The following is a 12950-nucleotide window of genomic DNA, read 5'->3' as shown; positions in this document are numbered from 1 at the left end:
GACATCGGCCCGCCGCCTCGGCCCGTGACGCCTCGGCCTGTCATGGCCTCAGCCTGCGATGATCGCCCAGACGACCTTGCGGGTCCCCTCCGGCGAGAGCCAGCCCCACGCCGTGCACAGGGCGTCCACCAGCCGCAGCCCCCGCCCGTACTCCGAGAAGACGTCGGGCGCGGCGGTCACCGGCACGGTATGGCTGTGGTCGGTCACCACGCACGCCAGCTCCGCCTCGTGCGACAGCAGCCGCAGTTGCGCGGCCCCGCCGCCGTGGCGCATCGCGTTGGTCACCAGCTCCGAGACCACCAGCTGGGCGTCGAAGGCGTGCTCCAGGGTGCCCCACGAGGCGAGTGTCTGATCGACGAACCGGCGGGCCGTGGCGACGCAGGACGGCTCCAGCGCCGTGCCACGGTGGAACGGGAACACGGCGTCGCATGCACCGGCACGTCCCTCCACCAGGATGGAGGAGAGCCATCCTGGTGGCCGGGCACCGATGGCGGCTTGCGGCCGAGCGTCGAAAGTCGTCATTCTGGCCCCCGAAGCGCGGTCTGGTGATCCAATACCCATCTTTACGGGGAGTGCTTACCGATGCAAGACTTTTCGTAGTTTACGGATGCGAATCGCATCTGCACGTGCAGATGACCTAGGAGCGGCGGAGTGAGCGCACAGAGCACGGAAGGGAAGCTTCTCAGCTATTCGCCGGGAAGCCCGACGGTGCTGCGGATCCTGCTGGGGACGCAACTGCGCAGGCTCCGTACGGAGAAGGGTATCTCGCGTGAGGACGCCGGGTACTCGATTCGGGCATCTCACGCAAAGATCAGCCGGCTGGAGCTCGGCCAGGTCAGCTTCAAGCAGCGTGACGTGGCCGACCTGCTCACCCTGTACGGCGTCACCGACCCCGAGGAGCGCGAGCCGCTGCTGGCCCTGGCCAAGCAGGCCAACGCCCCCGGCTGGTGGCACAAGTACGGCGACCTGCTGCCCGCCTGGTTCGAGGTCTACATCGGCCTGGAGGGCGCCGCGGCCGGCATCCGCACCTACGAGAACCAGTTCGTCCCCGGCCTGCTCCAGACGCCCGCGTACGCCAGGGCGGTGATCGAGCTGGCGCACGAGAAGGCGGCCGAGTCGGAGCTGGAGCGCCGGGTGGCGCTGCGCATGACCCGGCAGAAGCGGCTGGAGAGCGGCCTGACGCTCTGGGCCGTGATCGACGAGGCCGTGGTGCGCCGCACGCTGGGCAGCCCCGAGATCATGCGCGAGCAGATCGCGCACCTGCTGGACATCACGGCCGGGCGCAACGTCACCGTGCAGATCATGCCGTTCGACCGCGGCGGCCACGCGGCGGCCGGCGGCCCCTTCAGCATCCTGCGCTTCCCCGAGCGCGAGCTGCCCGACGTGGTGTACATGGAGCAGCTCACCAGCGCCCTCTACCTGGACAAGGCCGCCGACTCCGACCACTACATGGAGGTCATGGACCGGCTGAGCATCCAGGCGGAGGAGCCCAAGGCCACCAGGCGCTTCCTGGAACGGCTGCTTTCCGGATGAGTCACTGATTACTCCTGTGATCCACTCCATACCGGGATTTTTGGTCGTCCGGTATATGGAGCAGTTCTTGTTGCCGTATTGTCACCTCGCAAACGCGGATGCACGTGCATCCGTAAGATCGCGAGGAGCTGCCCCCATGCACGAGTTCCGGAACGGAACGCCCGCCGGCCGCCTTCCCGTCGTCTGGCGCAAGAGCAAGCGGAGCAACCCCAACGGCAACTGCGTCGAAGTCGCGAACCTGCCCACGGGGGAGATCGCCATGCGCAACTCACGCTTTCCCGAAGGACCGGCGCTCGTCTACACCCGCGCCGAGATCACCGCGTTCGTCCTCGGGGCGAAGGACGGCGAGTTCGACGACCTCATCGTCTGAGGCCGCCACCCGGTCGCCGGGTATCGGTCCCGGCGTCGCGGGTTTTCGGTCATGACTGTTGTGAGGCAGGCGTGTTGTGCCAGCGCCAGCGCGTCAGGCGCGGACGGCCGGGAAGCTCGGCGCGGCCCGTGGCCCACAGCAGGGTCGTCCAGGGGTCCGTGTCCCGAGGGGCGTCGGGGAAGAGCCGGGCGAGCACGCGGGCGCACACGCCGGCGGGCGGGTCCCAGGCGAGGCCCAGGCCCTCGGCCAGGTCGTGCACGTGGACGAGGGTCTCGGTGAGGCCCATCGCCGCGGAGGCCGAGGCGTCGGCGGGGCCGAAGCCGTGGTGGGCGCGGGCGTGCGGCGGTGCGGTGCGTACCATCGCGACCAGCAGCGCGCCACTCGCCTGCAGCACCTGCATCAGGCCCGTGACGCCCGCGGCCCGGTCGGCGTGCACGGCGTTGCCAGGGCCGCCGGGCCGGCGGCTCTCCACGACGAACGGCACGTCGACGTCGAGCGGCGGCGTCGTGAGGCCGAGCTGCACGGCGTAGGCGAACAGGTCGTCGGCCAGGTGCTCGGCCGTCTCCCAGCAGGTCCAGTCGAGCGAGCCCGCCTTGGCCGCCCAGGCTGCGGGTTCCGGCGCCTGCCGGAGTGTCTCGACGGCGAGGCGGATGATCTCTTCGAGGTCGGCTGCGGCGGTCGCCGGCGTGAGCTGCGGTGGTGCTGACATGGCAGGCACCCTATCGACGACCCCCATCGGCGCGGTGGCCGCCGGTCTCGTGGACCGCCGGCCACCGCGCCGCGCGCGTCAGCGGTACACGCGGGGGTCGGCCTTCAGGCCGCGCGTCAGCCGTACGGTGATGAACTCGTTGTCGTCCGGCTTGCCGGCGGTGCGGCCGTTGGAGAAGGGGAAGTTGTTGTCGTCGAGCACGCCCAGCGTGCGGTCGTCGAGGATGATCACGTCCTCGATCGTCTGGAACGGGAACCGGAACGTGCCCGGCGCGCCGCCCAGCCCGCGCGGGTCGGCGAGGTTCAGCAGGTCGGCGACCAGGGTCTTGTCCAGGGCGCCGTCCCGATCCCTGTCGCGCCTGTCCGCCAGGTAGATGCGCTTGACCTTGGCGGCGTCGCCCTGCCCGTTGTCCCGTTCGATGATCAGGAACCGGTTCTCGTCGACCGCGATGGCGTCGCCGATCGCGTGGGAGGGGTCCTCCAGCCGGTACGTCCACCGCCGGTCGGTGTAGGCCCGCTCGCGCAGGTCGAACTCGTACATGCGCAGCGTGCCCGCGGGGTCGCCGCTGACCGTGCCCTCCAGCAGCGGGTAGAGGCGGCGGCCGTCCACGCCCCTGGCCATGCCCTCGAAGCCCTTGCTGCTGGCCAGGTTGGGCTGCCCGCCGTTGAGGCCGGGGTTCTCGGGGGCCTGGACACCGGGGAGCGCGACCGGGGCCTCCAGCAGACGGCCCTTGTGGTCGAAGTGCAGCAGGTACGGGCCGAACTCGTCGCCGATCCAGTACGTGCCGTCCGTCGCCCGCACGATCGACTCGACGTCGAAGTCGGAGCCGGTGAGCGTGCGGTCCTGGCGGGTCAGGGCGAAGGGGACGAGCCCGCGCGGGTCGGTGAGGTTGAAGCCGCCGAGCACCTGAACGGTCCTGGACCTGAAGTCCGGCTTGATGCGGTGGATCCGCAGCAGGAAGTCCGAGCTGTTGGCCTTGTTGCCGTAGCCGTTGTCGGACAGCACGTCGAAGGTGCCGTCGTGGCGGCGCGCGATGCCGCTGAAGCCCTGCACCGGCTGGCCGGTGAACGGCGGGGTGACGCCGTTGACCGGCGTCGTGCCCAGCAGCGAGCCCGACGGCTCGCTGCCCGGGACGAAGGTCATCGCCGGGAGGGAGGCGAACCCGGTCAGCGTGGCCTGCCCGAAGGAGGCGGTCCGGTCGGGGTCCGCGGTCGCGGGGACGGCTGCCAGACCGAGGGTCAGCGCGCCCGCGCTCATCAGGATCGCGATGCGTTTCATGCCGGGCACACTAGGACGGGCACATGACGCAATCCCGAACGGACGGCAACGGGCGGTGACCGCCAGATGTCAGGCAGGTCCCGAAATGTCCTGAAATGTGATGACCCGGAAATGTGATGACTTCGCGACCGCGGTTGGCGTCCGCGGTGCGAAGTCAGGTGTTGCTCGTGGACCATCCGGTGCCTGATCAGGCAGTTGCCCCGACCGGGTTCACCAGAGCCTGGCAAGGGATGTCCAGGCTCCGGCTCATCGGGACAACTGCGTGATCACGCGATGATGGTGATGCTGCCGGGTGTGTCAGGCGGCGGAGATGCCGGCGCTGGCCGCGCGGCGCATGCGACGGCGACGCTCGCTGGCCCGCTCGTCCTCGTTGAGACCGCCCCACGTGCCGTACTTCTCCGGCCGGGACAGCGCGTAGTCAAGGCACTCGTTGCGGACGGGGCACTGGGCGCAGATCGCCTTGGCCTTCCGCTCTCGTACGTCACGCTCGGGCTGCCGCTCCCCATCGGGGCCGAAGAAGAGCACGAGGTCCTCACCCCGGCACGCGGCATCATCCTGCCAACCCCAGCTGGGGCGCGGGCGGGCGAGCTGCCGACGTACCTGAGACATGAGAAAACCACCTTCGTGAGAGGTATTTCGGTAATTGAGCCGCATTGGACGCTTATGGCGTCACTGTTCCAACGCAACGTCGGGCCGTGATGTTCCCTCTTCAGGCGAGAGCGGGCGTGGCGTACCGCACAGGCGCGAGCCTGTCCAGCGAAACCAGCCGGTAGGTGGTGATCGTCTCGGCGCAAGCCGTACCACACGGCGCGGTGAACGCCGATGGCTCGATCACAACCTGGAGCCGGACGTCGCCGCAGCGCACAATGGCTTCGGTGACGTCGCCGTCCGTCCTGGAGGATTCCACGGCCACCGCGCCGACGGAGCACTCTCCCGTATGGGCTCGGGCGAAGTGCTCGACGGCCTGCAATGGCTCAGGGATGCCTGCGCGTCCCCGGTAGCGGTCGAGAATGATCTCGCCCGACCGGTACGCGTTAGCCGCTGCCGATGCAGCAGCCTGAGACATGCTGCCGTAGAAAATTCCGTGTGGCAAGCACACGAGGTTGGCGGCGTAGCGATCGCCGCCAACGTGTGACGTTTCCCACACTCTGTCCGGCAAGATTTCGGCCAGGGACCGAGCGAGGGGTAGTCCAATGCGGGCGCAGCACACATTGCGCTTGGCGTGCGTGCAGACCAGAAATACCGGCTCGTCTTCAAGTATGCAGGACTCCGGGACCACTCCGGCCACGAGCGCGTCCAGGTCAAGATCGTCGGGACCTGCGATGACACCCTGCGCTATCCAGGGGCTCTCGCCTGCCGCGTAGCCCACTAGCACACGGATCCCCTGCTCCCGTGGGCGGGTCCGCTTGCCTGGCCGGCGGATGAGCTGGGGCCTGATACCGCGTTCGAGCGCCCGCCGGACGAGTTTCGAGATTTCTGCAGGAAGTTCGAAGTTTTCCAGGCGCGAGGGCCAGGCTCCGGTGTATTCGATGAGCAGCCACAGCCGGGCTCCCACGGTGGCGCTGGCCAGTGTGGGCATCTCGCCGGTGTGGCACCCCATCGGGTGCTCGCAGCCCCTCGCCAACGCCCCTGCCCCTTCCTCGATCCGACTTAGGTAAGACTAACCTAACGGATCGGCGGGTTTAGGCGCGGGAGGTTCGGTCCAGTACGTCCCGTGTCGCGGGCAGGGCGCGGTCCCTGTCCCGCTTGACCAGGCCGATCCGCGTCCGCCTGTCGAGCAGGTCGCCCTCGTCGAGCGCGCCCTCGTGCAGGACCGCCCAGAGCAGCTCGCCCTCGGTGAAGCCGAGCCCGACCTCCTGCGGGTGCCGCTCGACGAGCTCGTGCACGGCCTCGGCCTCCGAGCCGTACCGCTCGGCCAGGCGCGGCGGCACCCCGGACGGGCGCGGTCCCGCCCCCACGAGCGCGATGCGCCGGGTGCGGCACCGGCGGGCCCGGAGGTTCCCGGACGAGACCGCTCGATCCACCGCGTCCTCCGCCATGCGGCGATATGTCGTCAGCTTGCCTCCCACGACGGTCACGATCCCGCCCTCCGAGAACACCGCGTGCTCCCGCGAGAGGTCGGCCGTCCTGCCGTCGGCCGCCAGGAGCGGCCTGAGGCCCGCGTACGCGCCCGCGACCGCCTCCCCGGTCACTGGGACCTCAAGGACCCCGTTCAGCACCTCCAGAAGCGTTCTGACGTCCTCCTCGGGCACTTCGGGGACGTCCGGCACCGGCCCGTCCACCGGCTCGTCGGTCAGACCCACGTAAATCCGGCCATCAGGCTGTGGCAGCACGAGCGCGAACCGGTTGCCCTCGCCGGGGATGGGCACGTGCATGCCCGCGATCAGCCCGGGCAGCGTGCCCGGCTCCAGGACGAGGTGACTGCCGCGCGACGGGCGCAGCCGCACCCGCGGGTCCAGCGTGCCCGCCCACACCCCGGTGGCGTTGATCACGACCTTCGCGCGGATCGTGAACTCCTCGCCCGTCAGCTCGTCGCGCACGTCCGCCCCGTGACCGGTCAGGCGCAGCGCGCGGCAGCGGGTCAGCACGCGGGCCCCGTGCGCGGCGGCGGTCCTGGCGATGGCCACCACCAGGCGGGCGTCGTCGAGCAGCCGGCCGTCCCACGACAGCAGCGCGCCGCGCAGGCCGTCGGCGCGCAGGACTGGCGCCAGCGTGTGCGCGCGGGCCGCGTTCAGCCGGGCCGGGCCCGGCAGCATGCGGCGCGGCGTGCGCGCGGCGGCACGCAGGCCGTCCCCCAGCCGGTAGCCGGTCATCAGCAGCGCCGCCTGCCGCCGCGAGACGGCCGGGGTCAGCGGCAGCATGTACGGATGCGCCCTGACCAGGTGCGGAGCCGTCCTGCGGAGCAGGATCCCGCGTTCGACCGCGCTCTCGTACGCCACGCCCACCTGACCCTTCGCCAGGTAACGCAGGCCGCCGTGCACCATCTTGGAGCTCCATCTGGAGGTGCCGAAAGCCAGGTCGTGGGCGTCGATCGCCGCTACGCTCAACCCTCGGGACACGGCGTCGAGCGCGGCGCCCGCGCCGGTCGCGCCGAGTCCCACCACCAGCACGTCCACCCGCTCCTCCGCGACCCGGCGCAGCTCCCGGGAGCGTCTGGCGGCGTTCAGCGAGCTATCCAAGGTAGGCCTCCAGCAGGGCGGCGAGCTCGGCGTCGAGCTCGTCCAGCGTGACGGGGTCGAGCATGGTCGGAGCGGACAGCAGGAACGACTGGGCCACCAGCAGCACCGCCCTGGCCCTGGCCGGATCGCCGACGGCCGGCTCCAGCACCGCCAGGATGGCCTCGTGGCTGGCGCCGCGCCGATCCAGCAGGTACGGCACCAGCAGCTCGGGATCCGCCTCCACGATCTTGCGCCACAACGGGTGCGCGCGCAGCCCCCGCACGCCCGCCACCACCGCCCGTACGGGGTCCGACAGGTCGAGCCCCTCGACCACCCGCACCCACTCCCTGGTCATCAGGTCGGCCACCAGCGTGCGCACGTCGGGCCAGCGGCGGTAGATCGTCATCCGCGACACCCCCGCTCGCCTGGCCACGTCGGTGAGCGTCGTCCTGCGCACCCCGTACGCGAGCACGCAGTCGCGCGCCGCGTCCAGCACGCCCTCATTGTGACGAATCGACGTCATGTGTCACAGTGTAAGCGTGACTGGAGAACCGATGTCGTGGTCGGGCTGGGGCGATCCCGCCAGGGCCCGCGAGCTGCCCGAGCCGGTGCGGGCGCTGCTGCGCGACCTGCTGGGCGTGCGCGCGCCCGGCACGCCCGCCGCCTCGCTGGAACAGGTCGCGCTCCCGGCGGTCGCGCTGGCGCGGCCGCTGCTCGGGGCGCTGGCCGAGGTCGTCGGCGACGGGCACGTCCTGACCGGCCACGAGGCCCGCGTCCGCCACACGCGCGGCAAGTCCACGCCCGACCTGCTGCGCATGCGCGCGGGGGACGGCTCGGCCGCGCCGGACGCCGTGGTGCTGCCCGGCTCGCACGAGGAGGTGGCCGAGCTGCTGCGGCTGTGCTCGCGCGAGCGCGTCGCGGTCGTGCCCTTCGGCGGCGGCACCTCGGTGGTGGGCGGGCTCGCCGCCGACCGCGCCGGCTTCGCCGGGGTGATCGCGCTCGACCTGGGGCGGCTCGACCGGTTGCTGTTCGTGGACGAGGAGTCCATGGTGGCGGGGTTCGAGCCGGGGGTGCGAGCGCCGGACGCCGAGCGCCTGCTGGCCGGGCACGGGCTGACGCTGGGGCACTTCCCCCAGTCCTTCGAGTACGCCACGCTGGGCGGCTTCGCAGCCGCCCGGTCCAGCGGACAGGCGTCGGCCGGGTACGGGCGCTTCGACGACATGGTCGTCGGCCTCACCCTGGCCACGCCCTCGGGCACGCTGGAGCTCGGGCGCGCCCCCAAGTCGGCCGCCGGGCCCGACCTGCGGCAGCTCGTGCTCGGCTCGGAGGGCGCCTTCGGCGTCATCACGTCCCTGCGGCTGCGGGTGCGCCGGGCCCCCGCCGAGCGGCGGTACGAAGGGTGGCGGTTCGCCTCGTTCGCGGCGGGTTCTGCCGCCGTGCGCGCGCTCGCCCAGGAAGGGCCGCTGCCGACCGTGCTGCGCCTCTCGGACGAGACCGAGACGATGATCGGCCTGGCCAAGCCGGACGGGATCGGCACAGGCGGAGCGGACGGCTCCGGCTGCCTGCTGATCGCCGGTTATGAGGGGGCGCGCGTGGCCGGCCGGCATGCCGCCGCCTCCGCCGTGCTGGCGCGGTCGGGCGGCGAGCCGCTCGGGCCCGAGCCGGGCCAGGCGTGGGAGCACGGCCGCTTCTCGGCCCCGTACCTGCGCGACTCCCTGCTCGCCGCCGGCGCCACCGTCGAGACGCTGGAGACGGCCGGCTTCTGGGCGAACCTGCCGCGCCTGTACGACGCGGTCCGGCTGGCCCTGCTCGGCGCGCTCGGCTCGCCGCTCGTCATGTGCCACATCTCGCACGTGTACGAGACCGGCGCCTCGCTCTACTTCACCGTCGTGACCCCGCAGGACGCCGACCCCGTGGCGCAGTGGCAGCGGGCCAAGGCGGCGGTGAACGCGTCCATCGTCGAGGCGGGCGGCACGATCACCCACCACCACGGCGTGGGCCGGGACCACCTGGACGCCTACGCGAGCGAGCTCGGGCCCGTCGGCGCGGGCATCCTGCGCGCGGTCAAGGCCGAGCTCGACCCCGCCGGGATACTCAACCCGGGCGTGCTGGTCCCGCCGGCCGTGTCGTAGGTCCAGCCGGACGGCGACAGGAGCCAGGCGGCCGGGCGCGGGTCAGTCGGGCGGGGGCGGGAGGCGGTCGGCCTCGGCGATCGTGGCGGCGGCGTCGCTGAAGCGGTGCAGAGCCTCCTGGACCTCGGCCAGGCGCCGCAGGGAGAGCGCCAGCGAACCGCCGCCGACCGAGCGGGTGAGCGCCACCGCCTCCTGCGCCAGCGGCAGCGCCTCCGTGGCGCGCCCCCGCGCCAGCAACAGCTTCGCGGTCGTTCGCAGGCACCGGGCGAGCAGCGGGGTGTGCTCGCCCGGCGACTGCGCGGCCAGCGCCCGGCTTCTCGCGATCGCCTCGCTCGCGCTGTTGAGCGCCGCGCCGCTGGCCCAGCGCGGCCGGGTCGTGGCGAAGGCGAGCAGGCCCTCGATGGCCGCCACGGCGGAAGTGCCTCTGCGGGTCGCGTCGTCGGGGCCGTTACGGGTCATGGGAGCCTCCTAGGCAGTCCCAACCGCTTGCTTGGGGGGTGAGGCTACACCATTGCACACCTTGTGTGTTCCGAGCGGTACGGAGCGTTCAGGATGCGCAATTGGTAGATCGCGGTAAAGATGTGGTCATGGTGGAAGTCGCGGCTGAGCGTGGAAAGCAGGTTTCCTCCCGGATCTCGGAGGAGGGTGCCGGATGGGCCTGTGTGCAACCAGGGGCGTTTGCGCAGCTCAGGCCCAACAAGCAAGGCTTTACCTGGTTGAATTTACGGACGCTGTGGCTGTCTCGCAACGAGATCCTGGCGGGGTTGTTCGGTGATCCGTCAGGGGAGGTGCGGGCGCGCTGGGTGGAGTCCCAGGAAGCGCGAGGGATCGATCCGGAATTTCGCATCAAACCGGCCCTTGGGAGTCATTTCAGTTTTCTTCTGCTCGGCGATACCGGAGAAGGCGACGCCTCCCAGTACGCCGTTGTTCCGGGGATGATGAAACTCGGCGAACAGACGTCCTTCGCCATCATCGCCAGCGACGTGGTCTATCCCACGGGATCGGGCAACGAGTACGGCGACAAGTTCTTCCGCCCGTACCAGGACTATGACGCACCGATCTACGCCATCCCCGGCAACCACGACTGGTACGACGGGCTCGGCGGCTTCATGCGGGTCTTCTGCGACGCGCCGCCGCTCAAGCCGAAGCCGGACCGCGGGCTGCGCGGCCTGCTGTGGCGCAAGCCGGACACCATCGACGAGGCGAAGCTGGCCGAGGCGCGCAAGCTCAGGGGCAGGCCGTCGCAGCAGGCGACGCAGCCGGGGCCGTACTGGACGATCGAGAGCGACAGCCTGCTGATCGTGGGTGTCGACACCGGCATCAGGAACGTCATCGACCGGGGACAGACGGCCTGGCTGCGCCGGGTCTCGCTCGACCCCAGGCCGAAGGTCCTGGTGACCGGCAAGCCGATCTACACCGGCAACACGTACAAGCCGTCGCCGCTGGAGGGCGGCGGGACGATCGACGACATCGTGCGCGACCCGGCACACCGGTACGTCGCGGCCATCGGCGGCGACGTGCACAACTACCAGCGTTATCCGGTCCGGGTGGGCGACCGGGTGATCCAGTACGTCGTGTCGGGCGGCGGCGGCGCGTTCATGCACGCCACGCACACCATCGAGCGCGTGGACGTCGCGGGCGTGCACGAGGACGCGTTCAAGTGCTACCCGTTGCGCGGCGACTCGCTGTCCTTCTACAGCCAGCTCTACGCCAAGCGGCTGCGGATGAAGTGGCTCTACCTGACGCCCTCCGAGGCGCTGTGCATCATGTCGGAGCACATCAAGAACGAGCCCGTCAGGACCCCGGAAGGGCCCGTGAAGATCACGCGGCGGATGCGGTGGGCGGCGCGGCTGCTCGGCGCCTGGCCGTGGCCGCTGCGGCTGCCGGTGGACCGGGTGTTCCACCGCTACCTGTCCGAGCTGTCCGACTGGGACACGCCGCCGTTCTTCAAGCAGTTCCTGCACGCCACGGTGACCTCCGACGAGCTGACCCTGCGCTGCTTCGCGGCCACCGGGTGCCTGGCGCAGGAGCTGGAGCCGCCGCTGGAGGACGAGGTGCGCATCAGCCTCGCCTGACCCCGTGCCCCTTTTTGTCGGGGCCGTTTGGCACCCTTGACCACGTGTACGTCGTGGTCGCGGGGGAGACGGTGCTGCCGGTCGGCGGCGCGGCGCGCCGTCCCGCCGACCTGGCGCGGGCCGTGCGGGAGCTGGAGGCCGCCGAGGGGCCGCGGTGGGTCTGGGCGGACGCGCGGGAGTCGTACCCTCCGCTGCTGGAGCGGGGTGTGCGGGTCGCGCGCTGCCACGACCTCGCGCTGACCGAGGGGCTGCTGCTGGCGTACGAGGGCCGCTACGGCGAGCCGCGCTCGGCCAGGGCCGCGCACGCCAGGCTGCACGGCCTGCCGGTGCCGGACGAGCAGCCGAGCGCGCCCGGCACGCTGTTCGCGCCCGAGCCGCTCGGCGCGGAGGCGGTCGCCGAGGTGCTGGCCGACCAGCTCCGGCGCGTCGCCGCGCTGCCCGAGCCGGGCCGGTTCCGGCTGCTGGTGGCGGCCGAGTCGGCCGGCGCGCTGGTCGCGGCCGAGATGTCGCACGAGGGCATGCCGTGGCGCAGGGACGTGCACGACGCGCTGCTGACCGACCTGCTCGGGCCGCGTCCCGTGCACGGCATGCGCCCGGCCAAGCTGCAGGCGCTGGCCGACGAGGTGGCGGCCGCGTTCGGGCACCCGGTCAACCCCGACTCGGTGCAGCAGCTCGTCAAGGCGTTCAAGGGCGCCGGGGTGGCGCTGAAGACGACCAGGCAGTGGGAGCTCAAGCAGATCGACCACCCGGCGGTGACGCCGCTGCTGGCCTACAAGGAGCTGGCCAGGCTGTTCAGCGCGCACGGGTGGACGTGGGCCGACCAGTGGGTGCGCGGCGGGCGGTTCAGGCCCGAGTACGTGGTGGGCGGCGTCGTGTCCGGGCGGTGGGCCACCAACGGGGGCGGGGCGCTGCAGATCCCCAAGGTCATGCGGCGGGTGGTGGTGGCCGACGACGGATGGCTGCTGGTCGTCGCGGACGCGGCGCAGCTCGAGCCGCGGGTGCTGGCGGCGATGGCCGGCGACGTGGGGCTGGCCAGGGCCGCGGGGGAGATCGACCTGTACTCCGCGCTGGCGCAGTCGTTCGGCGGCGAGCGGGCCAACGCCAAGATCGCGATGCTGTCCGCGATGTACGGCGGCACCAGCGGCGACGCCTCCAAGCTGCTGGCCGTGATGCGGCAGCGCTTCCCGAAGGCGTACCAGTTCGTGGAGGACGCGGCCAAGGCGGGGGAGGAGGGGCGGATCGTGCGGTCGTGGCTCGGGCGCACCAGCCCGCCCCCGTCGGAGCGGTGGAAGGAGCTGGTGTCGGGGCCCGAGGGCGGTCGGGCGGCCAGGGACCGCGGGCGGTTCACGCGCAACTTCGTGGTGCAGGGCACGGCGGCCGAGTGGGCGCTGGCGCTGCTGGCCGTGCTGCGGGGGCGGCTGCCCGAGCCGGCCCGGCTGGTGTTCTTCCAGCACGACGAGGTGATGGTGCACTGCCCGGCCGAGCTGGCCGAGGAGGTGATCGCGGCCGTGGCGGCCTCGGCGGCGGAGGCCAGCCGGTTGTTGTTCGGCGCGACGCCGGTGCGGTTCCCGATGGAGGCGGTGGCGGTCAAGTCCTACGCCGACGCGAAGTGAGCTCGCCGGTTCACGACGTGCGAGGCGGAGAGGGAGTGGCGGGCGGTGGCTCACCCCGGCGGTGAGCCGGCCTGTGGTGAGC

13 protein-coding genes are annotated in these 12950 nt (G+C 71.7%); 5 read left to right on the top strand and 8 right to left on the bottom strand.

All coding sequences use genetic code 11. The annotated features are described in order from the left end of the window. Positions 1–48 precede the first annotated feature (48 nt). Entirely contained in the window at positions 49–522 is a 474-nt protein-coding gene (locus tag ACBJ32_RS15145; RefSeq protein ID WP_357868756.1) for an ATP-binding protein, read from the bottom strand. Positions 523–651: 129 nt separating this feature from the next. Between ACBJ32_RS15145 and ACBJ32_RS15140 the strand changes: the two genes are divergently transcribed. Together ACBJ32_RS15140 and ACBJ32_RS15135 are read left to right on the top strand one after the other, a co-directional pair. Beyond that, positions 652–1533: a helix-turn-helix domain-containing protein gene (locus tag ACBJ32_RS15140; protein ID WP_375127244.1), complete on the top strand. Its 882-nt coding sequence runs from the start codon at positions 652–654 to the stop codon at positions 1531–1533. A gap of 136 nt (positions 1534–1669) precedes the next feature. After that, positions 1670–1903 carry a DUF397 domain-containing protein gene (locus ACBJ32_RS15135; RefSeq protein ID WP_080036405.1) on the top strand — a complete coding sequence of 78 codons (234 nt, stop codon included), beginning with the start codon at positions 1670–1672 and terminating at the stop codon, positions 1901–1903. Positions 1904–1952: 49 nt separating this feature from the next. Here the strand turns inward: ACBJ32_RS15135 and ACBJ32_RS15130 are convergent, their stop codons facing one another. From ACBJ32_RS15130 to ACBJ32_RS15105, 6 genes are all read right to left on the bottom strand, one after another. Continuing rightward, entirely contained in the window at positions 1953–2612 is a 660-nt protein-coding gene (locus tag ACBJ32_RS15130) for a hypothetical protein (RefSeq protein ID WP_375127243.1), read from the bottom strand. Positions 2613–2690: 78 nt separating this feature from the next. Further along, positions 2691–3890 (bottom strand): esterase-like activity of phytase family protein, encoded by a 1200-nt coding sequence (locus ACBJ32_RS15125; RefSeq protein ID WP_375127242.1) that lies wholly within the window; start codon positions 3888–3890, stop codon positions 2691–2693. 297 nt (positions 3891–4187) lie between these two features. Continuing rightward, positions 4188–4499: a WhiB family transcriptional regulator gene (locus tag ACBJ32_RS15120; protein ID WP_080036407.1), complete on the bottom strand. Its 312-nt coding sequence runs from the start codon at positions 4497–4499 to the stop codon at positions 4188–4190. A gap of 100 nt (positions 4500–4599) precedes the next feature. Further along, positions 4600–5469, bottom strand: coding sequence for a sucrase ferredoxin (locus tag ACBJ32_RS15115; RefSeq protein WP_357868765.1), 870 nt, complete (start codon positions 5467–5469; stop codon positions 4600–4602). Positions 5470–5572: 103 nt separating this feature from the next. After that, the gene (locus ACBJ32_RS15110) at positions 5573–7069 is read right to left on the bottom strand and encodes a glycerol-3-phosphate dehydrogenase/oxidase (protein WP_375127241.1); all 1497 of its coding nucleotides are present in this window, start codon (positions 7067–7069) and stop codon (positions 5573–5575) included. Next, positions 7062–7571, bottom strand: a complete 510-nt coding sequence (locus ACBJ32_RS15105) for a TetR/AcrR family transcriptional regulator (protein ID WP_375127240.1) — start codon at positions 7569–7571, stop codon at positions 7062–7064. The genes ACBJ32_RS15110 and ACBJ32_RS15105 overlap by 8 nt, the downstream gene beginning before the upstream one ends. Before the next feature lie 31 nt (positions 7572–7602). On the opposite strand from ACBJ32_RS15105, the gene ACBJ32_RS15100 reads away from it, so the two are divergent. After that, positions 7603–9180 carry an FAD-binding oxidoreductase gene (locus tag ACBJ32_RS15100; protein ID WP_375127755.1) on the top strand — a complete coding sequence of 526 codons (1578 nt, stop codon included), beginning with the start codon at positions 7603–7605 and terminating at the stop codon, positions 9178–9180. Positions 9181–9222: 42 nt separating this feature from the next. On the opposite strand, the gene ACBJ32_RS15095 is transcribed toward ACBJ32_RS15100, so the two are convergent. After that, positions 9223–9639 (bottom strand): hypothetical protein, encoded by a 417-nt coding sequence (locus ACBJ32_RS15095; RefSeq protein ID WP_375127239.1) that lies wholly within the window; start codon positions 9637–9639, stop codon positions 9223–9225. 203 nt (positions 9640–9842) lie between these two features. On the opposite strand from ACBJ32_RS15095, the gene ACBJ32_RS15090 reads away from it, so the two are divergent. Continuing rightward, entirely contained in the window at positions 9843–11255 is a 1413-nt protein-coding gene (locus tag ACBJ32_RS15090; protein WP_375127238.1) for a metallophosphoesterase family protein, read from the top strand. Positions 11256–11299: 44 nt separating this feature from the next. Further along, positions 11300–12868 (top strand): bifunctional 3'-5' exonuclease/DNA polymerase, encoded by a 1569-nt coding sequence (locus ACBJ32_RS15085; protein ID WP_375127237.1) that lies wholly within the window; start codon positions 11300–11302, stop codon positions 12866–12868. Positions 12869–12950 lie beyond the last annotated feature (82 nt).

The sequence above is a fragment of the Nonomuraea sp. GTA35 genome (assembly GCF_041950525.1).
Taxonomy (GTDB): Bacteria; Actinomycetota; Actinomycetes; order Streptosporangiales; family Streptosporangiaceae; genus Nonomuraea.
The sequence above is the reverse complement of the archived record's forward strand: the minus strand, read 5'-3'. Positions and strand labels throughout refer to the sequence as shown.